Consider the following 23,738-nt stretch of genomic DNA (forward strand, 5'->3'; position numbering starts at 1 on the left):
AAGATCACTAGCAGAACTCGACGCGGCGGCCGTCCCAGACGAATGTATGAGCGGATCCTCTGTGCGGCTTTCAATACCAGCCAGATCACGAAAGAAGCCATCAGGGACGTAATGACGTTGATTGCGAGGTCCCCGGCAATGCCCATGTCGTCTCCTCTCGGGACCACCAGCTCCTTGAGCTTCATTATGTGAGATCATTTCCGGCCGCAGCCAATTCGAACGCTCATTCACGTGAAATGGAGCGTCATCTACTGATGTCCCCCACCTCTCTCGAAGTTCGTCGAGAGATTCGGAAATGACGCTGGGCGAAAGTTCGCACTCAGCCATGATCAACATGCCGGATCATCCGGAACTTCAGCTGAACTCACGCGAAGTTCAACGGAGCCCGAGCGCGGGGTGAAGTGCGGTGAACAAAGCCGATGGGCTTTGACGTGCGCCGACGACAAAACTCGACGCCCCGCCGAGGGCGTCAGAACGAACTTCAGCCGTATCCAGGGGGCTTGACGTACGCCATCGAGATGTTTTCTTAAGGCTGAAGTACATGACGAGGAGGGGCCGTGGCATGGACACCGCATCGTCTCCGAAGCGCTGCGTCGCAGAGGATCACCATGGCGACGGACATGCCGGCCACTGCGCGGGCAGCATGCCCGTCGGCTGGTGAGATGCCGCCCGACCAGGCAGAAGCCCTCGCAGAACATCATCACGGCTCACATCGTCACCTGCTGCACATCCCCGGAGAACGGCAGACGGACACGTCCGTCCGCCTTGACGCCATCATCGTGCCGACCATCCGGAATCCCTCCCAGCTCGAGCCCGCCGCCCAACTCGCCGCGCACCTGGGATGTCCGCTGGTCTCCATCCACAGCCACGCCAGGAGCCGCGCGATGGATGCGGCCGCTCTGATGCCGCCGGGCCTGCAGTTCATCGCGATCGACATCGACGACACAAGCCGTCTCAACCTGCCCGACTTCGCGACTTCGGCGCTCCTGCGCGGCACGATCTTTCAGAGAAAGGACGATTCCAGCACTAAACGCAACGCCGGGCTGCTTCTCGGCCGGCTGATGGGATGGGATCACGTTCTTTTCCTGGACGACGACATCGACGTGCACGACCACCAGGAAATCTCCCGCGCCGTGAGCCTGCTGCACTCCTACGACGCGATCGGAATGCGCGTAGGCGGCCACCCGGACAACTCTGTCGTCTGTCATGCGCACCGGCTGGCCGGAGGACCTCAGGATTCGTTCATCGGCGGCGGCGCCTTGGCCACGCGCACGAGCGGGAGATCGTCATTTTTCCCTGACATCTATAACGACGACTGGTTCTACCTGCTCGACGATCGTTTCCTCTGCCGTGTCGCTGTTGCTGGGGACGTCTCGCAGAAGCCGTACGATCCCTTCGACCGTCCGGACAGAGCACAGGACCAGGAGCTTGGGGATGTGCTGGCGGAAGGGCTGTTCTGGCTGCTGGACGGCGGCGGGGATATCGCCTGCCGCGACGTCGCCGAGACTGCGTACTGGTCGGAGTGTCTGCTCAAGCGGGAAGCGTTCGTCCGCGGCGTGCTGGCACGGGTCAGACGAATGCCGCACCTGCCCCAGACAGATCGCCTCGCGATGCAACTGTCCCTCGTGGCCAGCCTGGATCGTCGCCGCTGCATCACCGCAGAACTGTGCGCTTCGTACGTCAGGGCATGGCGACTCGACCGGCGTCAATGGACCGAGCATCTCACCCTGCTCAAATCACAGAATTCGCTCCCGGCCGCGATCGAGCAACTCACGAAGCCAGGATCGGAACCATTTGGCTATCACTGCCAGGAAACCAGTAATTGCGCCCGTCGCACGGCACGACAGAATGCGGCAGCCGCTTGATCATCGGCACATGTGACGTAGAGCAGAATCACCGTTCTCGGCCGGATTCAGGTGCTCGACCATTCATGCAGCCGGAATGATTCGCGGGTCCAGTCGGGCGTGATCACGGCCCGGCCCTCGATCCTGACCCGCATGAGGATGCTGTAGGACTGCGCGCCGCCGAAGCGTTCGCTCAGGTAGCTGGCATTGCGGTCGCGGAAGCGCGGATCGGTGAGCGCACGGACCGCGCCGTAGACGCCTCTGGCGTACATGCCGTTGCAGATGGTCAAGGTGCGCTCGTGGTTGTCCGGATTGACGCCGCGATAGAAGAAAGCGACGTCTTCGAGCAGCCGTACGCTGTCGTCGGCGCGTACGGTCACTGGATGGTGTCGGCGCGTTTCGTCCCCCTCGCTGACCTCGAAGTACGGCCCCCGCTCCCCCTCCCAGTCGGGCACCTGCCGCACCGGCAGGTCGGGCATGCGGGCCAGCGTGGAAGCGGTGACCTCGTTGTAGTCGACGCCGCCGAGCAGCGCGACATGCGTGGTCAGGTCGTCGGAGCGCAGATCCTCGGTGGCGCGCAGGGTTACTTGGCTGTGCGGGTTGGCGGCCCGCAGATGGCCCCATAACTCGAACAAGGAGTCGAGGTCGGAGTATTTGTAGAGCTCGATGTAGTCGCCCTGGGTCGGGACGGCGAACGGGATCCTGGCCCGGTCCTCCTCCGGGACCTGCGAGCAGATGATCGTGATCGGCTCGCCCTCCGGGAAGTGCCAGGGACCCGCCAGCAGGGCGTCGCCGGGTCGGCCCGGGTCCCCGCCCTCTGCCGCGACCTGGTGGCGAAGGGCCGTCTGGCGCAGCCGGGTCAGCTCGGCCAGCAGCTTCTTGTGCTCGTCCAGTTCGTCGGAGGTCAGCTCGGACAGCGACGGCACGCGGGCGACGCCGCCCGCGAGCGAGCGCCGGGTGGCGAAGAAGACGGCGTACTTCTCCAGGCGGTGCAGGGGAGGGATCTTGGCCGCGGTGGTGGACTCCCAGGACGAGATCAGCGGGACGCTGACCCCGAATGCCTCCCGTAGCTGTGCCTGGGTGACCCGGAGGTCCGGCCAGTGGCTGTCGCGGAGCTCGCGCAGACGCCGGGCCAGCGCGGTCCGCGCGGAATCGTCGCCGCTCATGCCGCCTCATCCCTCAACTTCAGCGACTTCTAGTTAACGCCGCCACCTGAGCACTGTCCATACGCTCATCACCGTCCCAGCGGGTGATCGCATGGCGCCGCGAGTCGCGAACGCAGGTGAAGTTGACTGAAGGTGCCGAGACGAACCTTCCATTCCTTGAGTTCATTGCTTGACATCAGGCAGCCGGGCCATCGTGGTTCCGTGGGCGCCCCCGACATCCGCCAAGCCGTCCGTACGGACCTCCGTCCCCTCGTCCGGTCGCTCGGGCAGGAGCACTACTTCCACGACCGGCTGGCCCTGCAGGACGCCGGGCACGGCTTCCTCCTCGTGGCCTGGGAGCGGGAGGTGGCGGTCGGCGACGTGTACGTGTGGCTGGCGCCCGCCGAGGAGCCCGAGTTGCGCGCCCACTTACCGGGCGTGGCGCTGCTCACCCACCTGGAGGTGGCCGCGCCACGCCGGAACCAGGGCATCGGGACCGAGTTGTTGTGGGCGGCCGAGGAGCGGCTGCTCGCCGAGGGCCACGACCGCGTCGCCCTCGGCGTGGACCTGGACAACCACGACGCGCAGCGGTTGTACCGCCGCCGTGGCTACGCCGAGTGGCCCCACGGGCCGGTCGCCACGACGGAGGTCGTCTACCACGCCGACGGGAGCCGCGAACGCCGCCCCGAGATCTGCCGGATCATGATCCGCCACCTCGGCCACAACCGCTACCGCTGACCGAGGGCCCGCGGGGATCAGCGGCGCTGGGTGGCCCAGCGGCGGATCATGTCGATGCGTTCCTGGATCTGCTCCGACGTCGCCTGCGCGATCGGCGGCCCGCCGCAGACGCGGCGCAGCTCGGCGTGGATGACGCCGTGCGGCTGCCCGGTGCGGTGGTTCCAGGCGCCGACGAGGCCGTTGAGCTCGCGGCGCAGCTCGGCGACCTGCTCGTGCGGGGCCAGGGCCTGGGCGGCCGGCTCGGCGGACTCCTGCTTGCGCCTGGCCGCCTGCTGGTCGGACTGGCGCTTGCGGAGCAGGGTGGCCACCTGGTCGGGCTCCAGGAGGCCGGGCAGGCCGAGGAAGTCCTCCTCCTCGGCGGAGCCGATGGCGGCCCCGGTGCCGAACTCGCCGCCGTCGAAGAGCACCCGGTCGAACGTGGCCGAGGTCTCCATCGTCTCGAACGGCAGCTCGTCACCCAGAACGTCGGGGTTGTCCTGCTTACGGTTGGCCTGCTCCAGCAGCGAGTCGTCGAGCCCGTCCTCCGGCGGCCGCTTGTTGAGCACGTGGTCGCGCTCGACCTCCATCTCGTTGGCCAGCCCCATGAGCATGGGCACCGAGGGAAGGAAGACCGAGGCCGTCTCGCCACGCTTGCGGGCGCGGACGAACCGCCCCACCGCCTGCGCGAAGAAGAGCGGTGTGGAGGTGGAGGTGGCGTAGACGCCCACGCACAGGCGCGGGATGTCGACGCCTTCCGAGACCATCCGGACGGCGACCAGCCACCGGTCCTGCGACGCCGCGAACTGCTTGATCTTCTTCGAGGCGCCCGGATCGTCGGACAGGACCACGGTGGCGCCCTCGCCGGTGATGTTGCGTAGATGCCTGGCGTAGGCGCGGGCGGTCTCGTGATCGGTGGCGATGACCAGGCCGCCCGCGTCGGTGACGCCCCGGCGCACCTCGGTCAGCCGCCGGTCGGCGGCCTGCATGACCTGGCGGATCCAGTCGCCCTTGGGGTCGAGCGCGGCCCGCCACGCCTGGGAGAGCTGGTCCTTCGTGAGCGGGGTGCCGAGCGTGGCGGCCAGCTCGTCGCCGGCCCGCGTGCGCCACTTCATCTCGCCGCTGTAGGCGAGGAAGATCACCGGGCGTACGACGCCGTCGTCGAGGGCGGGGCCGTAGCCGTAGGAGTAGTCGGCGACGCTGCGTTTGAAGCCCTCGGCGTCCTCCTCGTATCCGACGAACGGGATCGGGTTGTCGTCGGAACGGAACGGGGTGCCGGTGAGCTGGAGGCGGCGGGCGGCCGGTTCGAACGCCTCGCGCACGCCGTCGCCCCACGACTTGGCGTCGCCCGCGTGGTGGATCTCGTCGAAGATGATCAGCGTCTTGCGCGCCTCGGTGCGCGCCCTGTGCAGCGCCGGATGCATCGCGACCTGCGCGTACGTCACCGCGACCCCGGTGTAGTCGCGCGAGGTGGTGCCCTGGCTGTTCTTGAACTCGGGGTCGATGCCGATGCCGACCCGCGCGGCGGCGTCGGCCCACTGGCGCTTGAGGTGCTCGGTCGGGGTGACGATGGTGATGGCCCTGATCACCCCGCGGGACAGGAGCTCGCTGGCGATGCGCAGGGCGTAGGTCGTCTTGCCCGCGCCCGGCGTCGCCACGGTGAGGAAGTCACGCGGCTCGCGCCTGAAGTAGAGGTCGAACGCCTCCTGCTGCCAGGCGCGCAGCTTGGGAGCGGTGCCCCACGCGGCCCGGTCAGGATAGGAAGGAGACAGGTGGGACGCGGCGAAGGTGCTCACCGCATCACCTCTGGGGTTCGTGTGCTTCGCTCTCTCACAGTGACCCAAGAGTAATCGGGCCCACCGACAAGACGTGCCGTGAGCCGTGGATTCTGGCCAAGGTCGTCCTCACGTGCTATGCGGCTTATCGGAGGCTCGTCAGCACCGTGTCGAGAGCCTTTCTGCTTGCGGTTTGCTCGGGTTGCAGCAGGCCGAGCAGGAGCACGCTCCGCTCGCCCCGCGTGAGGAGCATCACTCTCAGGTACGCGGGCCGGTTGACCACGTCACGGTACTCCGCCCGCAGCGCCCGCGTGTGCCCGCCGGGGATCTGCCGGTCCTCGACGATCTTGACGCGGTCGCCCTTGAGCAGCAGCCGGGAGTACAGCTCGGCGGCCTCGGCCGTGGCCTCCTTGGCGTCCGCGACGGGTTCGGGGAGAGGGCGGGCCATCACCAGGCTGCCGGCTCCGTCCCTGGCCACCGACGTGAAGCCGGACACCGGGGGCACGGGTGCGACGTACCAGCCTTCCGGCAGGGTCGCGGCCACCCCGGCCAGGCCGTCGCTCAGCCTGCCCGTCCCGGCCTCCGGTCCCGGCTCAGGCGCGACGAGGCGCGGCGCCACGTTGATCGCCACCGCCACGAGCGCCGCGCCGGTCAGGAGCGCCGCCAGCGCGAACGCCCAGCGGCGCGGCAGGCCCACGGCGGCCGTACGCGCGCCGGGGGCGGCGGGGGTGCCGTAGAGGCGGGCGGAGGGCGGCAGGGCGTCCGTGGAGCTCTCCCTGGACGCGGGGGACGGGATCGACCGGAACGGCGACCGCCAGGAAACCGGCTCCGGGTCCGACGGCGACTCGCCCCAGAACTCGGCGTCCGGGTCGTCGTCGGATGCGGGGGGCAGGCTGCCACCGCCTTTGAGATCGCCCGCGTCGGTGCCCCAGAGGGTGTCCCTGCCACCGTCCGCCAAAGCACCCCAGCCGGCGTCCCTGCCACCGTTCCCGGACGTACCCCAGCCGGCGTCTCTGCCGTCGTCCCCAGACGCACCCCAGCCGGCGTCCCCAGAGGAGCCCCAGCCGGTCTGCCCGTCATCATCAACGTCATCGTCAACATCCCCGCCGGCATCCCTGGAGGCGGATCTGCGCGTGGCCGTCGCGTCCGGGTACGGGGTCCGGCCCGATCGGGCCTGGGCGGGGCGGGGAGTGGTGCGCCGGATGCGCGGGTTCCAGGGTTCGTCGAGTTCGACGGTCTCCCCCGGCTCCAGGTCCAGCGGATGCCCGCGCCGGCGGCCCACGAGTTCCTCCGGGGGCGCGGCCTCCTGCTCGTCGCCGTCCGGCGGAGGACTGCGGCGGTGCCTGGCCCCAGGCGGGAGAGGCGGCCAGACCCGGTGATCATCCTCCATGAACACCTCCTCGCCCGCTGTCCTATCACTCCTCGCGACGGAGATCAGGCGATCCGTGATCGCTGGGACGGGAGGGACGGAATTCACCTCATGCGACCGGCCAGCACCGCCCCGCTCCCCCCGACCACCGCCATGAGGAGGCAGATGACCACGAACCCGGTGGCGATCTGGGACGGTGCGTGCCCGACCAGGTTGACCAGCGCGCCCCCGGCCCCGATGGCGAGCGCCGAGCCCAGCATGTCGGTGACGTTGAGCGCCGCCGAGTTCGCGCCCTGCTCGTTCTCCGGCGACTGCTTGAGCGTGGTGACGCTGACCGTGGCCATGCCGACCCCCATGCCGAGCCCGGCCACGATCCAGGCCGGCACCGCGACCCATCCCGTCACCCCGGGCAGGACGGCGAGCAGCGCCAGCAGCACGCCCACGGTGACGCAGGACGTCGCGAACCTGATCCGCAGGTGCGGCTCCCCGGCCTGGCGGCTCTGCAGGTACGACCCCGCCGACCAGCCGAGCGCCCCGGTGGTGAGCGCGATCCCCGCCTCCCTGACGCCGAACCCCTTCACTTCCTGGAGCGCCAGCGGGATGAAGGAGTTGACCCCGAAGAAGGTGGCCGACAGGAAGCCGCGCATGAGCACGGTCGTGGGCAGCCCGCGGGCGAAGCGCAAGGCGCCCTGGGGCAGCAGCCGGTAGAGGCCGTACAGCAGGAAGGCGAGCCCCACGACGGTCTCGGCGGCGCCGGCGACGGGCGCCTGGTGCAGCCGGTCGACGCCGTGCAGCAGCACGCCGGCCCCGCAGGCGGCGGCGGCCGCGGCCAGCGTCATGGCGAGCGGGCGCGAACGCGGCCCGTCGGGCAGCTGCTCGGCGGCGGCCGAGCGCTTCAGCGACGGGAGCAGCATGAGCAGCGCGGGAACGACCAGCGGGATGATGCCGTAGAAGACGTACCGCCAGCCCCACTGGCCGGCCACGGAGCCGGCGATGGCGGGGCCGACCATGGACGGCACGACCCAGGCGGCTGAGACCGCCGCGAACGCCTTGGGCCGCATGTCGACCGGGTAGACCCGCGCGATCATCACCAGCAGCGCCACGAACGAGGCTCCGGCCCCGAGCCCCTGCACGGCCCGCGCCGACAGGAACAGCACCGACGTGTTCGCCGCGCCGGCCAGCGCCATGCCGGTCACGAACAGCGCCAGCCCCGCCACGAACGGCACCGCGAAGCCCCGCCGGTCGGCGAAGAGCCCGGCCACCACGTTCGCGAACAGGCTGGAGACCAGGAAGGCGGAGAAGCTCAGCCCGTAGAGGTCGAGTGCGTCCAGGTCGCGGGCGACGTCCGGCATGACGACCCCGACCGACATGCCCTCGAAGGCGACGAGGGTGACGACGAGCAGGATGCCGAAGGTGGCGATGCGGTAGTCGGCGCCGAAGAGCCGAGGGGGTTGGTGGGGGGCGTCGAGTGCTTTTGGTGCTGTCACCCGCACATCGTAATTTGTCGCACCCTTGACGTTTCCGGGGTGTGCTGATGCGCATGCCGGCGAGACGGCGGTCGCCCGCCGGGCCGTCCGGCACCCGTCAAGCAGAGCCGCTCAGGCACGCCTACTGCTTGTCGCCGCCCTGGTCGCCGCCGCCACCCGAGGGCAGGCCCTCGTAGATCTCCTTGCACTCCGGGCACACCGGGTATTTCTTCGGGTCGCGGCTGGGCACCCAGATTTTCCCGCACAGGGCGCGGATGGGCGTGCCGGTGACCATGCTCTCGGTGATCTTGTGCTTGTCCGCGTAGTGGGCGAACCGCTCGTGATCGCCGTCGCCGTGCGACGTCTGTGGCGTGGTTTCCTGCTTCGGAAGGATCTTCGTGCTCACCCCATCGAGTTTATGCCCGCCCGCCCGCGGCCCGCGCCTCTCCCGGACAGCGAAACGGCCCCCGCCACCTGGCGGGGGCCGTCCGGGAAACGGGGGTCAGCCCACGTGCACGGGCGCGCCCTCGGTCTTGCGGCCGGCCTTCACGAACATCGTGAGGGCCGCGGTCAGCACCGCGACGCAGGTGCTCACCACGAAGGCGAGGTGCATGCCGTCCATGAACGAGTTGTGCACGGCGTTCGTGACCACCTCGGGAAGCCCGGGCGGCGCGACGCCGAACGCGGCGGCCGCCTCCAGCCCCGCCATCTGCTCCGGCGGCAGCGCCTGGGCCGCCGGGCCGAGGTAGCCGGGCAGCCGGTCGGAGATCTCACCGGCCATGACGGCGCCGAGGATCGCGGTGCCGAGCGCGCCGCCGACCTGCATGGCCGACTGCTGCAGGCCGCCCGCGACGCCGCTCAGGTCGAGCGGGGCGTTGCCCACGATGATCTCGGTGGCGCCCACGAACACCGGCGACAGGCCGAAGGCCAGCAGCACGAACGGGATCGCGGTGTCGATGAACGAGGCGTCGATGCCGAGCCGGGACATGAGGAACATGGCGCCGGCGGTGATGAGCAGGCCGCCGGCCATCGTGATCTTCGGCCCCAGCTTCCCGATCGCCAGGCCGGCGAGCGGCGAGGCGAAGATCATGCCGGCGCTCATCGGCAGCATGCGCAGACCGGCCTCCAGCGGCGTCAGCCCGTGCACGCCCTGGAAGAAGAAGCCCAGGAAGAACATGGCGCCGAACATGGCGAAGGCCACCATCATCATCAGGAACGTGCCGATGGAGATGGACGGGTTGGCGAACAGCGACAGCGGCACCAGCGGCTGGCCGCCGCGCTGCTTGAGCAGGTGCTGCCAGAGGACGAACGCCCCGATCAGCACCGCGAAGCCGCCGAGGAAGCCCAGCGTGGTGCTGTCGCCCCAGCCCCACTCGGGGGCCTTGATGATGGTCCACACCAGCGCGAACATCGCGCCGGACAGCAGCAGCACGCCCAGCCAGTCGATGCGCGAGAACGTCTTGGCCCGGCTGTCCTTGATCAGCATGATGCCCAGGATCAGCGCGATGACGCCGACGGGCGCGTTGATGAAGAAGACCGACTCCCAGCTCACCTTCTCGACCAGCACGCCGCCCACGATCGGGCCGGCGGCGCTGGACAGGCCGATGATCGCGCCCCACGCGCCCATGGCCTGGTTGAGCTTCTCCCCCGGGAACGCGCTCCGCAGCAGCGCCAGCGCGGCGGGCTGGAGCAGCGCGCCGAACAGGCCCTGGAGCACCCGCAGGCCGATCAGCGCGCCGACCGGCGTGATGCCGGGAATGATGTCGGCCAGTTCGGCGCTGAGTCCGATGCCGACCGACGTGACGGCGAATCCGGCCACACCGATCAGGAAGACCCGCTTGTGCCCGAACAGGTCACCGAGCTTGCCCGCGGTGATCAGGAACACCGCCAGAGCCAGCAGATAGCCGCTGGTCACCCACTGCAGGTCGGACAGCGACGCCTTGAGGTCGACCTGAATCACCGGGTTGGCGATGCCGACGACGGTGCCGTCCAGCATCACCATGATCACACCGAGGCTGACCGCCAGCAGCACGAGCCACGGATTCCCCCCGGCCCCCGCCTTCGCCACCTCGGGCGAGGACGGCGCGTCCACCGCCTTCGCGTTCGCCATGAAGCCCCCTAGTTACACATTCGCCCCTCAACAGGGCGGAAGTCTCTTAAGCCTCCGGTAATCTATGACAGGCGGTGACGTCTGACAAACGACTTTTAAAAGGCAGCGGATGACTTCTGTCACACTGTGACAGGAAGGTTTCGAGGGAGTGACGACAGTGGGTCTCCGCGAACGCAAGAAGGAGAAGACGCGCCTGGCGATTCTCGACGCGGCGCTCGACCTGTTCCTCGAACAAGGATACGAGTCGACCACCGTCGAGCAGATCGCGGGGGCTGTCGAGGTGTCCCCCCGCACGTTCTTCCGCTACTTCACCAGCAAGGACCATCTGGTGCTGTGGTTCCACGACCAGGGCGAGGAGATCCTGCTGGAGACGATGGCGGCCAGGCCGCCGGACGAGCCGCCGTTCACCGCGCTCATGTACGCCCTGCGCGCCATGCTGGCCGACCTTGAGGACGCGACGCCGCAGGAGCGCGAACGTTTCCTCAAGCTCCGCCGCATCCTGGACGAGAACCCGCGCCTGGTCGGCCAGTCGGTGGCGCGGGGCACGGAGACCGAGCGCCGTCTCGCCGAGGTGGTGGCCGCGCGGCGCGGCGTCAAGGCCGACGCGGACCAGCTCTCCCACCTGATCGTGGCCTTCGCGATGTCCACGATGCGGGTGGGCTTCGAGTGCCCGCGCAGCGACGGGAGCCTGCCCGAGATCACCGGCCGGATGGCGGAGAGCATCGAACTGGCCGAGCGTTCCCTGCGGCCCGGCTGGGACGTCTGAGGGTCAGTTCATCGAGGGGTCGTCCGGGCAGGTCGCGACGAAGGCCAGCTCGCCCGGCTGACGCCGCAGCACGTGCCGCCACAGCGACCCCGGGTCGGCGTGGAAGGTGTCGCCCACCTCGGAGTCGACGACGTACCAGGCGCCTTCGGCGATCTCGCTCTCCAGCTGGCCGGAGGACCAGCCGGCGTAACCGGCGAAGATCCGCATCTGGGCGATCTCGCCCTGCAGGATCTCGGGAGGGGCGTCGAGGTCGACCGTGCCGAGCCGGGACACCGCGGGCGTCCCCGCGTGCAGCCTGCGCCAGCCGAGCGGCTCCTGCCCGCTCGGCACCGCCGCCAGCGCCAGCGCGCTGTCGGTCTGCACCGGGCCGCCCTCGAAGAGCACCGAGGGCCCGGTGACCAGCGGGTCCCAGACCGGGAGAACCTGGGTCACCGAGATGTCGCTGGGCCGGTTGAGCACGACGCCGAGGGTGCCGCCGTCGCGGTCGTGTTCGAGGATCAGCACCACGCTACGCCGGAAGTTGGGGTCGTCGAGAAGCGGCGTCGCCACCAACAAACCGCCGACGTAGATCGCTTCCGCCATACCTCCATCATGAAGGGTGCAGGGGGGTGCGCGCTGCCCCAGAGGGCTCATGTTACTTTTCGTGTTCACAAAGACACTTCGGGTAGCAAAGATCACGACGTGTGGACCTTGGGGGAGCTCATGCGCATCGGTACCCGTCTGGCCCTGGCCGCCCTGGCGGTGGGCGCCGCGGCCTCCGGCCCGGCGTCCGCGTCGGCCTGGCAGGGAGCGTCCGACTCCGGGGATCCGTTCACGATGACCGTGGACGACGTCGGCTGCCGCTCGGGGCGGGCGAAGGTGACGCTGCGCAACCAGACCCGGCAGGCGGTCCGCTTCGACCTGAAGTCCGACGCGGTCAGCGTGGCGAGCGGCTCGATCGCGGCCCGCAAGAGCGTCGTGCGGCAGGTGCCGGTCGGCAAGGGCAGCCGCGCCGAGATCGAGGCGTACCAGGTCACCGAGCACCAGCCGGAGACCCTCATCGACTCCACCCGGGTGGTCAACGACTGCCCCTGGGGTCACCGCACCGGGCAGCTCCCCTTCACCGGCCCGCCCACCGACCTCATGGCCAAGCTGGCGACCGCGGGCGGGCTGGTGGTGATGGGCGGGATCTTCTGGTGGTACGGCTCCGTCTGGCCCCGCCGGCCCGACCTGCCCAAGGGATGCCCCACTTCGCCTACGGGATGAAGGCGCCCGCCTTCGCGGCGGCGAGCGCGCGGCGTACGGACCGCTCGGCGGCCTCCGCGGTCACCGGCTCGCGGGTGACGACGAGCAGGTAGTAGAGCGGGGCCGAGACCGCCCGGATCACCTCCGTGGCGTCCGTGCCCTGCGGCAGCTCGCCGCGCCCGACCGCGAGCTCCACCACGCCCGCCCATTCCTCGATGCGCCGCAGGTAGAACGCGCGCAGCGCGGCGGCCGCCTGCTCGTCGCAGGTCGCGGCCGCGATCATCGCCTGGAACGTGGCCCCGAGCCGCCCGTCGTTGACCGCCTCGACCACGGCCAGGGCGTTGGCGCGCAGGTCGCCCTCGATCGAGCCGGTGTCGGCGTGCGGCGAGGACTGCTCGGCCAGCTCGACCATGAGATCGGTGACCAGGCCCGCGGGGCTGCCCCAGCGCCGGTAGAGCGTGGTCTTGCCCACGCCGGCCCGGATCGCCACCTGGTCCATGGTGAGGCCGTGGAAGCCGTGCTCGACCAGCTCGTCCTGGGCGGCCTGGAGCACGGCCGCGCGGACCCGGGCGGTGCGGCCGCCCGGCCGCACGGTTCCCGCGACGCGGGCGGGTGAGTCCATCTGTCTCCTCGTCCCTCGGGGGCACGCACGGTCGCCGGGACGGGGTGTCCCGGTGCGCGCGAAGGGTGGCGGCGCCTGCAGGTCCGCTGAGCGTCCACTGCGAGATTGCTTACCGCTTGCGCAAATTGTAGAGCCGCGCGGGGCAGCCGTCGGCAGGGCGATCATCGTTCGGCAATATCGAACGATCTCGTGCTACATTGCCGCACGTGGGAGAGACCATCCAGTCCGTCGAGCGGGCGGCCGCGATCCTGCGGCTGCTGGCCTCCGGCCCCCGCCAGCTCGGGGTGGCGGAGCTGGCCCGGGGCCTCGGCCTGCCGAAGGGCACGCTGCACGGCATCCTGCGCACGCTGGTCCTGGTCGGCTTCGTCGAGCAGGACCCGGCCACGGGCAAGTACCGCCTCGGCGCCACGCTGCTCCACCTCGGCAGCAGCTACCTCGACGTCAACGAGCTGCGCGCCAGGGCCATCAACTGGGCCGACGCGCTGGCCGGGCGGAGCAGGGAGAGTGCCTGGATCGGCACGCTGCACGAGGGCCACGTCCTGGTGATCCACCATGTCTTCCGTCCCGACGACAGCATGCAGACGCTCCAGGTCGGCACCTACCTGCCGGTGCACGCCAGCGCGCTCGGCAAGGTGCTGCTCGCCCACGACCCGTACGGCGAGCCGGCCGCGCCGCTGCCCCCGTACACCAGCGCGACGATCACCGACCCCGGCCGGCTGGAGGCGGAGCTGGAGCTGGTCCGCGCCCGCGGCTGGGCCGCCGAGATGGAGGAGCTGACCGAGGGCGAGGTGGCCGTCGCCGCGCCCATCAAGGACTCGCGCGGCATCGTGGTCGGCGCCATCGGCATCAGGGGCGCGCTGGAGCGCCTGGCGCCGGAGGGCGGGCCGCGCATGGAGTTCGTGTCGTACGTCAGGGACGCGGCCCGCGCGATCACCCGCGACCTGGCCCGCTGACCCCGACCATTTGCCCGAGCAGTCGCCTGACCAGTTGAACGCCCCCCACGGAACCGAATACCATTCCGCAAGTCGTTCGACATTGTCGAACCCCGAGCTAGCGAGGATCCGCCAGTGCCTCGACCGACCTACATCGCCGCCATCGACCAGGGCACCACGTCCAGCCGGTGCATCGTCTTCGACCGGACCGGCAACATCATCTCCGTCGCCCAACGCGAACACCGCCAGATCTTCCCCAGGCCCGGCTGGGTCGAGCACGACGCGGAGGAGATCTGGGAGTCGGTCCAGCTCGTCCTCGCCGAGGCCGTCGGCGGCGTCGACGGCGACATCGCCGCGCTCGGCATCACCAACCAGCGCGAGACCACCGTGCTGTGGGAACGCGACACCGGCCGGCCCGTCTGCCCGGCGATCGTCTGGCAGGACACTCGCACCGCGCCGCTGACGCACGCGCTGGCCGAGCACGAGGCGCTGTTCAAGGAGCGGGCGGGGCTGCCGCTCGCCACCTACTTCTCCGGGCCGAAGATCCGCTGGCTGCTGGACGAGCACCCGGGGCTGCGCGAGCGGGCCGAGCGCGGCGAGGTGCTGTTCGGCACCATGGACAGCTGGCTGCTGTGGAACCTGACCGGCCGCCACGTCACCGACGTCACCAACGCCAGCCGTACGATGCTCATGAACATCCGCACCCTGGCCTGGGACGACGACCTGCTGGCCGCGCTCGGCGTGCCGCGCGCGATGCTGCCGGAGATCCGCCCGTCCGCCGAGGTCTACGGCCACACCGCCGACGGCGTCCCGGTGGCGGCCGCGCTCGGCGACCAGCAGGCGGCCCTGTTCGGCCAGACCTGCTTCGACCCCGGCGAGACCAAGAGCACCTACGGCTCGGGCAGCTTCCTGCTCATGAACACCGGCGACCGGCCGGTCGTCTCCAAGCACGGCCTGCTCACCACGGTCGGCTACCAGATCGGCGACACTCCGGCCACGTACGCGCTGGAGGGCGCGATCGCGGTCACCGGCTCGCTGGTGCAGTGGCTGCGCGACAACCTCGGCCTGATCTCCAGCGCCGCCGAGATCGAGACGCTGGCGAAGACGGTCCCCGACAACGGCGGCTGTTACTTCGTGCCGGCGTTCTCCGGCCTGTTCGCGCCGCACTGGCGCTCCGACGCGCGCGGCGTGATCGCGGGGCTGACCGGGTTCGTCACGAAGGGGCACATCGCGCGGGCCGTCCTGGAGGCCACCGCGTGGCAGACCCGCGAGGTCGTCGACGCGATGAACGCCGACGCCGGGCTCGGGCTCACCACGCTGCGCGCCGACGGCGGCATGACCGCCGACAACCTGCTCATGCAGACCCTCGCCGACGTGCTCGCGGTGCCGGTGATCCGGCCCATGGTGGCCGAGACCACGGCGCTCGGCGCGGCGTACGCGGCCGGACTCGCCACCGGCTACTGGCCGGACCTCGACAGCCTGCGCGCCAACTGGCACAAGGCGGCCGAGTGGCGGCCGGAGATCAGCGAGGCGGTCCGCGAGCGTGAATACCGCAACTGGAGGAAGGCCGTGGCCCGCACCCTCGACTGGGTCGATGAGCAGGAGTTCCAGCAATGATGATCAGTACGGGGACCGAGCGCGCGGAGACCAGGGAGGAGCTGTCCACCACCACCTACGACCTGCTGGTCATCGGCGGCGGCATCCTCGGCACGTCGGTGACCTGGATGGCGGCCCAGGCCGGGCTGCGGGTGGCCATGGTGGACGCGGGCGACTTCGCGGGCGCCACCTCCAGCGCCTCGTCCAAGCTGGTCCACGGCGGCCTGCGTTACCTGCAGACCGGCAATGTCCGGCTGGTCGCCGAGAACCACAGGGAGCGCCGCGCGCTCGCCGCCGACATCGCCCCTCACCTGGTCAAGCCGCTGACGTTCCTGGTGCCCATCTACAAGGGCGGCCCGCACGGGGCGGCCAAGCTGGGCGCGGGGGTGTTCCTGTACTCGGCGCTGTCGGTGTTCGGCGACGGCATGGGCCGGGTCATCACGCCGCACCAGGCCCTCGCCAAGGTGCCCGCGCTGCGCTCCGAGGGGCTGCGCGCCGCCGCCGTCTACGGCGACCACCAGATGAACGACAGCCGCGTCGCGGTCATGACCGTACGGGCGGCCGTGGACGCCGGCGCGACCGTGCTCAACCACGCCGAGGTCGTCGGCCTGCGCCGGAGAAGCGGCACGGTGTCCGGCGCCGAGCTGCGCGACCGGCTGGAGGGCGCCGAGTTCGGGGTGAGCGCCCGCCTCGTGCTCAACGCCACCGGCCCGTGGGTGGACCACCTGCGGCGCATGGAGGACCCGGGCGCGGCCCCCAGCATCCGCCTGTCCAAGGGCGCCCACCTGGTGCTGCGCCGGCACGAGCCGTGGAAGGCGGCGCTGACCACGCCGATCGACAAGTACCGGGTGTCGTTCGCCATCCCGTGGGAGGACCACCTGCTGCTCGGCACGACGGACGAGGCGTACGACGGCGATCCGGCCGACGTGCGGCCCACCGAGGCCGACATCACGCAGATCCTCGACGAGGCCGGCCACGCGGTGCGCGACGCGCAGCTCCGGCGCGAGGACATCACCTACGCCTTCGCCGGTCTGCGCGTGCTGCCCGGCGGCCCCGGCGAGGTGACGGCGGCCAAGCGGGAGACCGTGGTGACGCGCGGCGCGGGCGGCATGCTGTCGGTGGCGGGCGGCAAGTGGACGACCTACCGGCACATCGGCCGTATGGTCCTCGACATCCTCGCCCATCTGCCCGGCCGGCCGCTCGGCGACGACCTGGCCGACATCCTGCCCGCCGTGCCGCTGCCCGGCCTGGCCAGCCCCGACGCGGTGGCCCTGCGCCTGTGGACGGACCGCGATCGCGGCGCCCGCATGGACCCCCTGGTCGCCCGGCACCTGGCCACGCACTACGGGTCGATCGCGTTCGACCTGGCCCGGCTCATCAGGGACGACCCGGCGCTCGGCGAGCGCATCCACCCGGAGGGTCCGGACATCTGGGCGCAGGCCGTCTACGCGCGCGACCGCGAGTGGGCGGCGACCGTCGACGACGTCGTACGCCGCCGCACGACGCTGACCGTCCGCGGGCTCGACACGCCCGAGGTGCGCGCCCGGATCGCCGAGCTGCTGGGCTGATCCCGGCGGGAGGTGGCTGGAGCCGCTGGCGGGGAAGGGGGTGGGCATGCGCACTCCCATCAACGAAGCCCTGCTCCGCCACTTCCGCGACCTGCGGGACGGCGTACACGGCCAGGCCGTCTCCCGGGAGGACAAGGAGCGTCTGTTCGCCACGGCGGTCGAGCTGCTCGACCCCGTGGCGCGGCGGGTGCTGGCGGAGCTCGACGCCGACCTGCTGCTCGGGACGGGCGAGGTGGTGGCCAGCGGCCTGACCCGCTCCAAGGAGGGCGGGCTGAACGCGATGTGGTCGCTGACCTGGCCGGAGCAGCGGGCCGCCCAGGAGCAGCCCATCGCCGTCGTCGCCCACTACGGCGCCGGCTTCCACCACCCGCACCTGCGCGGGAACACGGTGGGCGACTGGCCGATGAACATCTTCGACGCCGCCGACGCCGAGGCGCAGGCCGACACCCTGCGCGTCATCGCCGCCGGCGACGCCCACAACCTGGTCTTCCAGGAGTCCTACCGTCTCATGCCCGCCCTCACCCGCCCCGCGCCCACCGGCCGGCAGTGAGGACGGACGCCCTGGTCAGGCCTCGGTGAAGCCGCGGGCGCGGCCGCCCGCGGACTCGCGGACCGCCGCCGCCACCGCACCCGCCACGTCCGGGTGGAACACGCTCGGGATGATGTAGTTGGGGCCCAGCTCCTCGGGCGTGACCACGGCGGCCAGCGCGTTGGCCGCCGCCAGCAGCATCTCCTGCGTCACCACGGCCGCCTGCGCGTCGAGCAGCCCGCGGAACACGCCGGGGAAGGCCAGCACGTTGTTGATCTGGTTGGGGTAGTCGGAGCGGCCGGTGGCCACCACGGTCGCGTGCTCGCGGGCGTCGTCGGGCGACACCTCGGGCTCCGGGTTGGCCAGCGCGAACACCACGGCGTCCTTGGCCATGGTCGCGACGTCGTCGCCGGTCAGGATGCCCGGCGCGGACACGCCCACGAAGACGTCGGCGTCCTTGAGCGCGCCGCGCAGATCTCCGGCGTAGCCCTCGGCGTTGGTGTGGTCGGCGATCCAGCGCAGCGACTCGTCGAGGTCGTCGCGGCCGTTGTGCACGGCTCCGAGGTAGTCGCAGACGACGACGTTGCGCGCCCCGGCGGCGAGCAGCAGCCGCAGCACGGCGTTGCCGGCCGCGCCCGCGCCCGCCATCGTGATCTTGACGTTCTCCAGGCTCTTGTCGACGACCCGCAGCGCGTTCTGGAGCGCCGCCAGCACGCAGATCGCGGTGCCGTGCTGGTCGTCGTGGAAGACCGGGATGTCGAGCAGCTCGCGCAGCCGCCGCTCCACCTCGAAGCAGCGCGGCGCGCCGATGTCCTCCAGGTTGATGCCGCCGAAGCCGGGCGCGATGACCTGGACGGTGCGCACGATCTCGTCGACGTCCTGGGTGTCGAGGCAGATCGGCCAGGCGTCGATGCCCGCGAAACGCTTGAACAGCGCCGCCTTGCCCTCCATGACCGGCAGCGCCGCCTCGGGGCCGATGTTGCCGAGCCCCAGCACGGCCGAGCCGTCGGTGACGACGGCCACGGTGTTGCGCTTGATGGTCAGGCGGCGCGCGTCCTCCTTGTTGCGCGCGATCGCCATCGACACCCGCGCCACGCCCGGCGTGTAGGCCATCGACAGCTCGTCGCGGTTGCGCAGCGGCACCTTCGACTGCATCTCGATCTTGCCGCCGAGGTGCATGAGGAACGTGCGGTCGGACACCTTGTGGATGACGACGCTCTCGACGGCCTCGAGCTGGTCGACGATCGCCTGGGCGTGGTCGGTGTCGCGGGCGGCGCAGGTCACGTCGATGCGGAGCTTCTCGTGGCCCGCGTTGGTGACGTCGAGGGCGGTCACCACCCCCCCGGCCGACTCTACGGCGTGGGTGAGCTGGCTGACGGCCTTGCCGCCGGCCGGCACCTCGAGACGCACGGTGATGGAGTACGACACACTCGGGACGGTCGCCACGTCAATCGCTCCTTCGGGACTGACCAAGAAGTCCTCCCATGTTAGGGGGCGTTCGGTCAGTCGAGTGCCGCGGATGCCAGGACGATCAGCTCGACACAGGCCGGAACGGGGATCGTGGTGCTGTCGACGACCAGGTGGTAGTGGCGAGGGTCGGCCGGATCCGCCCGGTAGAAGTGCCGCCAGTAGGCCGCGCGGGCGCGGTCGTTGTCGTCCACGACGCGCCGGGCCTCGTCCTCGTCCGTCCCGGCGAGCGCGGCGGCCCGGCGGACCCTGCGCGGGAGCGGGGCGTCGAGCCGGACGTGCAGGGCGCCGGGCTCGCCGGCGAGGACCAGGGCTCCGGCCCTGCCGAGGAAGACGCCGCCCCGCTCGCGGGCGGTCTCGCGCATCATGCGCTCGGCGTGACGCACGAACTCCTCCGGGGCGTGCGGCATGGCGCCCGGCACGTACATGTCGACGCCGCCGAAGGCGACCGTGGGCAGCCGCATCGCGCCGAAGATGAGCCGGCCCAGCCCCCGCTCGGCGCGGTCGTCGTGGACCAGCGCCTCCTCCAGCGTGCAGCCGAGCCGCCTGGCGACGGCGCTGGGGATGGCACGGTCGACGAAGGGCACGTCAAGACGCTCGGCCACGGCCGGGCCGATCTCACCGCCGGCCGTGCCGTATGTCGCCGAGATGGTGACGACCCGCATATCCCCAGGCTAGAACAGGGCGCTCGCCAAAGCTCTGCGCGCTTTCGCCAGAGAAGGGTCATCGCTCGGCAAGGTGTCGAACAGGCCGAGCAGGTGCCGCCGCGCCCGGTCGCGGTCGTCGCCCGAGGTGCGCTTGACCACGGCGATGACCCGGCTGAACGCCTCGTCGACCGCGCCCGACAGCATCTCGAGGTCGGCGGCCAGCAGGTGGGCGTCGAGGTCGGCGGGGTCCTGCAGGCGACGCTGGAGGTCGCCGGGGTCGACGCCCTCCGTGCGCTTGATCAGGGTGACGCCGGCCAGGCCCATCTTGGCGTCCTCGTGGCCGGGGGCGCGGGCCAGCAGCCGCTGGTAGGCCTCGGCGGCCGCGTCGAGGTCGCCGCGCTCGACGGCCTCCTCGGCCGCCGCGAGGTCGGGGTCCGTCGGCGGGCCCGCCGGGGCCTCCTCGCCGCCCTCGGCCGCGGGCGGCCGGGCGGCGGGGTTGGCCTGGTAGAACTGCTCGACGGCGGCCATCAGCTCGTCGAGCCAGCGGCGCACCTCCTGCTCGGGCAGCACCTGCTGGAAGCCGGTGACGGCCTGACCCTGGAAGATCGCCAGCACGGTGGGCACGGCCTGCACGCGCAGCGCGGCCGCGATCTGCGGGCTGGTGTCGACGTTGACCCTGGCCAGCACGGCCCGCCCGCCGAGGTCGCCGACCACCTTCTCCAGCACCGGCCCGAGCTGCGCGGAGGCCGGCGCGCGGGGGGACCAGAGGTCGAGGACGACCGGCACCTGCATGGAGCGGTCGACGACATCGGTCGTGAACGTCTCCTCGGTCACCTCGACGACCGAGGCCGACGCGGCCTGAGGACCTGCGGCCTCACGCCGGGCCTGCGCCTCCAGTGCCTGCTTGCGAGCGCCCAGATCGATCGCCCCGTAGAGCGACCCGGGCCTAGAGAAGTCCGCCATGCCCTTCATCTTGCCGCATGGACGAGCCGTCGAAGTCACCCGCCGCGACCCGCAACGTGCGCAACTGGTCGAACAGGCCGTGGAGTTCGTCCTCGGCGTACATCGCCAGGCCGAACTCGGCGTCCATGAGGTCGCGGGTGGCGCGGCGGACGACGTCACGTCCGGCGTCGGTGATCTCGGCGAGCACGCCGCGGCCGTCGCGCGGATTGGGCAGCCTACGGACGTAACCGGACTTCTCCAGCCTGTCCACCGTGTTCGTGACGCTGGTGGGGTGGACCATCAGCCGCTCGCCGATCTTCGACAGCGGCAGCGCGCCGGTCTTGCTGAACGTCAGCAGGACGAGCCCCTCGTAACGCGCGAAGGTCAGTCCGTACGGCTTCAGCAGGCCGTCGAGCTGCGACAGCAGGATCTGGTGCGCTCTCATGATGGAGGTCACGGCCGCCATGGCGGCGGAGGGCCCGAAGTGGGCGCGCCAGCTCTCCGCGGCGCGGTCGATGGGGTCGAACGGCAGGTTGAGCGGCTTCTGCTGTGACACGCAGCTACGTTAGCGCGCCTCTCGTCCCGGTTCGTCGGGCGATCTGGAGCGACAGGCGATCCTCCTTGACCAAGAATCCGGACATCAATCATCACGCTCAGTTATGGTTCTCGTACGTATGGTGACGCGGAAGCCAAGTCCATCAGCCTGTGGGGACCGGCCGGACTACACGCTTCCGTCTTGCCGAGGGGCACGGGGGGTGCTTGATGGACGTCAACGGGGCAAAGGGTGCGTGAGCACGCGGGCGTTTCACGGGAGGAGCTGAAGCAGAGCGCGGCCGTCACGGTTGCCGTGCTGCTCGCTGTCGGCTTGATCGCGGCGTGGAACGTCCTGATACCGGGCGTGGACGCCTGGGAGAACATCGTGGCCGCGGTCATCGGCTCGCTCCGGCTGACCGGCCCGGTGGCGGCCGCCTTCGCCGCCTGGGTGGCGCTGCGCAAACGCCGCGCGCTGCGCGGCCGGTCGCTCACCACCTGGCGGGCGTTGAAGGCGCCGCTGGCGATCGTGCTGGTGGTGCTGGGGTCGTTCGCGGCGACGGTGCTGGTGCTGGCGGTCAAGACGGTCCTCACGGACCAGGCGGGCCGGCTGAGCCTGCCCGGGCTGGGCATGGGCATGGCGGGGCTGGCGCTCTACTCGGTCATCGGCTGGGTGGCCGGGTGGGTGCTGCCGAAGGCGTTCACGCCGCCGCTGGCCGGGCTGGCCTGCTACGCGGCGTTCTCGTGGCTGGCCGACGACCGGGGCTGGGCGGACAAGCTGGCGCCCGGCACCGGCGAGCCGTACGACCTGTTCCAGGAGCTGAGCGGGGCCGCGTTCTTCGACCAGACGATCTGGCTGCTCGGGCTCACGGCGGCGCTGCTGCTCGGCTGGGCGGCGACGGTGACGCGGCAGGCGCTGGTGCTGGCGTGCGCGCTGCTGTCGGTGCTGGCGGCGGGCATGGGCGTGTCGCGGGTGCTGGCCCAGACCCGGCCGGCCGCCGCCGAGGACATCGCCTACGCCTGCCAGGACTGGCCGATCACGGTGTGCGTCCATCCGGGGATGCGGGCCGGGCTGACCGAGCTGGGGGCGGTGTTCACCCAAATCGCCATGCGGCTCGACGGCACGCCGGCGGCGTTCAAGCGGGTGGAGCAGCGGCCCTTGGAGGAGAAGCTGCGGCCCTCGCTCGGACTCGCGCCGATCCACGTTCCCGACCTTTCCGCCGGGTTCGCGGAGAAGGCGGCGTACGAGTACATCGAGGCGCTGTCCGACCCCTGCCCCGGCTTGGTCACGGAGGGTTACCGGGAGATCGTCATGGTATGGCTGCGCGGCGAGCCGCCGGCGGGCGGGCCGCTCGCCGAGCACCAGTACGCCACCTCGTGGTTCTCCTGGCTGAGCGAGCACCAGCGGCGCGAGTGGCTGCGCATGTTCTACAGCGACTTCCGCAACTGCCGGCTGTCGAGCACGCACTTCGGCGGCAGCCCGGCCCGGCCGCAGGTCGTGCCGCAGTCGGTGCAGCCGTCGCCCGACTCCACGCACGTCTACCCGGTCTACCCCGACCCGGCCGCCACGCCGGCCGCCCCGCCCACGTCGTACGGCACGCCGGGCACGTCCGGCACCGCGCCTTCCCTGGGCTACGCGCCCGAGCCCGCGCCCGGCTGGGTGGCGGCGGGCCCGCCCACCTGGTCCACGGCCGGCGGCGCCACCGAGCCCGGCCGGGGGTACACCCGGCACGCCGGCCGGGGGCCGTTCGGCTGGGCCTCCCACGACCACTGGAACGGTCAGGGCTGGGGTCGGCGGGGCGGCACGACGGCCGAGCAGCCCACGGCCGGTCCGCAAGGCGGCACGGCGGCCGAACGGCCCGCCACCGGCGACGTCCCGGCCACCCGCCCCACCGCCCCCGGCCCCACCACGTCCCCCGGCTCCAGCGGCCCCGGCTCATCATCCGGCAACGGCTCACCCGGCCACGGCCCGCTCGGCCACGGCTCATCCGGGACCGGCTCCTGGGCCCAGGGAGCCCCGCGCACCGGAACAACACAAACCGGGACGCCGCGCACCGGTACACCGCGCATCGGAGACTCGCGCTCTGGAGCACCGCGCACCGGAGACTCGCGCACGAGAGACACCCGCACGGGAGCCGGGCGCGCATGGGCCCACGGCAGGACCGACGCTCACGGGCCGCGCGGCGAAGGGTGGCGCGGCCACTGGCCCGCCGACGACGCGACGTCCGGGGACCGGCCTTACGCCGCCGGGACCCAGAGCATCCGTAGTCAGGGTGTCCAGAGTCAGGGTCACAGGACGTCCGGCGACAGGGCATAGGACGGCCGGACAGCCAGGAAACGACACAGAGGGGCGGAGCGCGCGCAGGCGTGACACGCGACGACCCGCCATCCCCCCGCCCGTAGAGCGGCACCCCGTGGGCCGGCGGCACCGGGACCTACGACGGCGCACGCCCGCCGGACGCGTCCCGAGGGCGCCCTACCTGACCCACGA

At 71.2% G+C, this 23,738-nt stretch carries 21 protein-coding genes; 9 read left to right on the top strand and 12 right to left on the bottom strand.

Translation table 11 applies throughout. The features are described from left to right. Positions 1–608: 608 nt before the first annotated feature. Positions 609–1,865, top strand: a complete 1,257-nt coding sequence (locus SMD20_RS21805; protein WP_329584000.1) for a hypothetical protein — start codon at positions 609–611, stop codon at positions 1,863–1,865. Positions 1,866–1,912: 47 nt separating this feature from the next. On the opposite strand, the gene SMD20_RS21810 is transcribed toward SMD20_RS21805, so the two are convergent. Further along, positions 1,913–3,010, bottom strand: coding sequence for a helix-turn-helix domain-containing protein (locus SMD20_RS21810; RefSeq protein ID WP_329584002.1), 1,098 nt, complete (start codon positions 3,008–3,010; stop codon positions 1,913–1,915). Positions 3,011–3,211: 201 nt separating this feature from the next. Between SMD20_RS21810 and SMD20_RS21815 the strand changes: the two genes are divergently transcribed. Further along, positions 3,212–3,727 carry a GNAT family N-acetyltransferase gene (locus SMD20_RS21815; protein ID WP_329584004.1) on the top strand — a complete coding sequence of 172 codons (516 nt, stop codon included), beginning with the start codon at positions 3,212–3,214 and terminating at the stop codon, positions 3,725–3,727. Positions 3,728–3,744: 17 nt separating this feature from the next. Here SMD20_RS21815 and SMD20_RS21820 read toward each other — a convergent pair whose 3' ends face one another. The 5 genes from SMD20_RS21820 to SMD20_RS21840 form a co-directional block, all read right to left on the bottom strand. Continuing rightward, complete coding sequence (locus tag SMD20_RS21820) at positions 3,745–5,499, bottom strand: DEAD/DEAH box helicase (protein WP_329584006.1); 1,755 nt, start codon at positions 5,497–5,499, stop codon at positions 3,745–3,747. Between the two features lie 124 nt (positions 5,500–5,623). Beyond that, positions 5,624–6,868, bottom strand: coding sequence for a hypothetical protein (locus SMD20_RS21825; protein ID WP_329584008.1), 1,245 nt, complete (start codon positions 6,866–6,868; stop codon positions 5,624–5,626). Between the two features lie 83 nt (positions 6,869–6,951). Next, positions 6,952–8,334: an MFS transporter gene (locus SMD20_RS21830; RefSeq protein ID WP_329584010.1), complete on the bottom strand. Its 1,383-nt coding sequence runs from the start codon at positions 8,332–8,334 to the stop codon at positions 6,952–6,954. Positions 8,335–8,455: 121 nt separating this feature from the next. Then, entirely contained in the window at positions 8,456–8,719 is a 264-nt protein-coding gene (locus tag SMD20_RS21835) for a DUF3039 domain-containing protein (RefSeq protein WP_329584012.1), read from the bottom strand. A gap of 96 nt (positions 8,720–8,815) precedes the next feature. Beyond that, on the bottom strand, positions 8,816–10,423 hold the full coding sequence (locus tag SMD20_RS21840; RefSeq protein WP_329584014.1) for an MFS transporter: 1,608 nt from the start codon (positions 10,421–10,423) through the stop codon (positions 8,816–8,818). Between the two features lie 148 nt (positions 10,424–10,571). Here SMD20_RS21840 and SMD20_RS21845 point away from each other — a divergent pair, with 148 nt between their 5' ends. Then, positions 10,572–11,189 carry a TetR/AcrR family transcriptional regulator gene (locus SMD20_RS21845; RefSeq protein WP_329584016.1) on the top strand — a complete coding sequence of 206 codons (618 nt, stop codon included), beginning with the start codon at positions 10,572–10,574 and terminating at the stop codon, positions 11,187–11,189. Between the two features lie 3 nt (positions 11,190–11,192). Here the strand turns inward: SMD20_RS21845 and SMD20_RS21850 are convergent, their stop codons facing one another. Continuing rightward, complete coding sequence (locus tag SMD20_RS21850) at positions 11,193–11,771, bottom strand: YqgE/AlgH family protein (protein WP_020546648.1); 579 nt, start codon at positions 11,769–11,771, stop codon at positions 11,193–11,195. 120 nt (positions 11,772–11,891) lie between these two features. Here SMD20_RS21850 and SMD20_RS21855 point away from each other — a divergent pair, with 120 nt between their 5' ends. Then, complete coding sequence (locus SMD20_RS21855) at positions 11,892–12,434, top strand: hypothetical protein (RefSeq protein WP_329584019.1); 543 nt, start codon at positions 11,892–11,894, stop codon at positions 12,432–12,434. Here SMD20_RS21855 and SMD20_RS21860 read toward each other — a convergent pair. Continuing rightward, complete coding sequence (locus SMD20_RS21860) at positions 12,424–13,035, bottom strand: TetR/AcrR family transcriptional regulator (protein WP_329584021.1); 612 nt, start codon at positions 13,033–13,035, stop codon at positions 12,424–12,426. The genes SMD20_RS21855 and SMD20_RS21860 overlap by 11 nt on opposite strands. Positions 13,036–13,241: 206 nt before the next feature. Here SMD20_RS21860 and SMD20_RS21865 point away from each other — a divergent pair, with 206 nt between their 5' ends. The 4 genes from SMD20_RS21865 (at position 13,242) to SMD20_RS21880 (ending at position 17,681) form a co-directional block, all read left to right on the top strand. After that, entirely contained in the window at positions 13,242–13,988 is a 747-nt protein-coding gene (locus SMD20_RS21865) for an IclR family transcriptional regulator (protein WP_329584023.1), read from the top strand. A 114-nt stretch (positions 13,989–14,102) separates the two neighbouring features. Beyond that, the gene (gene glpK / locus SMD20_RS21870; RefSeq protein WP_329584025.1) at positions 14,103–15,584 is read left to right on the top strand and encodes a glycerol kinase GlpK; all 1,482 of its coding nucleotides are present in this window, start codon (positions 14,103–14,105) and stop codon (positions 15,582–15,584) included. Next, complete coding sequence (locus SMD20_RS21875; RefSeq protein ID WP_329584027.1) at positions 15,581–17,131, top strand: glycerol-3-phosphate dehydrogenase/oxidase; 1,551 nt, start codon at positions 15,581–15,583, stop codon at positions 17,129–17,131. Before glpK ends, SMD20_RS21875 begins: the two co-directional genes overlap by 4 nt. 46 nt (positions 17,132–17,177) lie before the next feature. Beyond that, entirely contained in the window at positions 17,178–17,681 is a 504-nt protein-coding gene (locus SMD20_RS21880) for a hypothetical protein (RefSeq protein WP_329584030.1), read from the top strand. A gap of 15 nt (positions 17,682–17,696) precedes the next feature. Here SMD20_RS21880 and SMD20_RS21885 read toward each other — a convergent pair whose 3' ends face one another. Genes SMD20_RS21885 through SMD20_RS21900 form a run of 4 tightly spaced genes read right to left on the bottom strand, consistent with a single transcriptional unit; the run spans position 17,697 to position 21,272 of the window. Continuing rightward, complete coding sequence (locus tag SMD20_RS21885; protein ID WP_329584032.1) at positions 17,697–19,106, bottom strand: NAD-dependent malic enzyme; 1,410 nt, start codon at positions 19,104–19,106, stop codon at positions 17,697–17,699. A gap of 56 nt (positions 19,107–19,162) precedes the next feature. Further along, positions 19,163–19,792: a cytidylate kinase-like family protein gene (locus SMD20_RS21890; RefSeq protein WP_329584034.1), complete on the bottom strand. Its 630-nt coding sequence runs from the start codon at positions 19,790–19,792 to the stop codon at positions 19,163–19,165. A gap of 9 nt (positions 19,793–19,801) precedes the next feature. Further along, positions 19,802–20,737, bottom strand: coding sequence for a tetratricopeptide repeat protein (locus tag SMD20_RS21895; protein ID WP_329584036.1), 936 nt, complete (start codon positions 20,735–20,737; stop codon positions 19,802–19,804). Beyond that, complete coding sequence (locus tag SMD20_RS21900) at positions 20,721–21,272, bottom strand: MarR family winged helix-turn-helix transcriptional regulator (protein WP_020546658.1); 552 nt, start codon at positions 21,270–21,272, stop codon at positions 20,721–20,723. Before SMD20_RS21900 ends, SMD20_RS21895 begins: the two co-directional genes overlap by 17 nt. A 228-nt stretch (positions 21,273–21,500) precedes the next feature. Between SMD20_RS21900 and SMD20_RS21905 the strand changes: the two genes are divergently transcribed. Further along, entirely contained in the window at positions 21,501–23,564 is a 2,064-nt protein-coding gene (locus SMD20_RS21905) for a hypothetical protein (protein WP_329584039.1), read from the top strand. Positions 23,565–23,738 lie beyond the last annotated feature (174 nt).

This window comes from Nonomuraea sp. LP-02 (assembly GCF_036289125.1).
In the GTDB taxonomy this organism is placed as follows: Bacteria; Actinomycetota; Actinomycetes; order Streptosporangiales; family Streptosporangiaceae; genus Nonomuraea; species Nonomuraea bangladeshensis.

Coding starts and splice junctions, on each gene's coding strand:
- SMD20_RS21825 (WP_329584008.1), bottom strand. CDS start 6,868: ATGGAGGATGATCACCGGGTCTGGCCGCCTCTCCCGCCTGGGGCCAGG.
- SMD20_RS21850 (WP_020546648.1), bottom strand. CDS start 11,771: ATGGCGGAAGCGATCTACGTCGGCGGTTTGTTGGTGGCGACGCCGCTT.
- SMD20_RS21840 (WP_329584014.1), bottom strand. CDS start 10,423: ATGGCGAACGCGAAGGCGGTGGACGCGCCGTCCTCGCCCGAGGTGGCG.
- SMD20_RS21855 (WP_329584019.1), top strand. CDS start 11,892: ATGCGCATCGGTACCCGTCTGGCCCTGGCCGCCCTGGCGGTGGGCGCC.
- SMD20_RS21810 (WP_329584002.1), bottom strand. CDS start 3,010: ATGAGCGGCGACGATTCCGCGCGGACCGCGCTGGCCCGGCGTCTGCGC.
- SMD20_RS21805 (WP_329584000.1), top strand. CDS start 609: ATGGCGACGGACATGCCGGCCACTGCGCGGGCAGCATGCCCGTCGGCT.
- SMD20_RS21860 (WP_329584021.1), bottom strand. CDS start 13,035: ATGGACTCACCCGCCCGCGTCGCGGGAACCGTGCGGCCGGGCGGCCGC.
- SMD20_RS21890 (WP_329584034.1), bottom strand. CDS start 19,792: ATGCGGGTCGTCACCATCTCGGCGACATACGGCACGGCCGGCGGTGAG.
- SMD20_RS21880 (WP_329584030.1), top strand. CDS start 17,178: ATGCGCACTCCCATCAACGAAGCCCTGCTCCGCCACTTCCGCGACCTG.
- SMD20_RS21875 (WP_329584027.1), top strand. CDS start 15,581: ATGATGATCAGTACGGGGACCGAGCGCGCGGAGACCAGGGAGGAGCTG.
- SMD20_RS21895 (WP_329584036.1), bottom strand. CDS start 20,737: ATGGCGGACTTCTCTAGGCCCGGGTCGCTCTACGGGGCGATCGATCTG.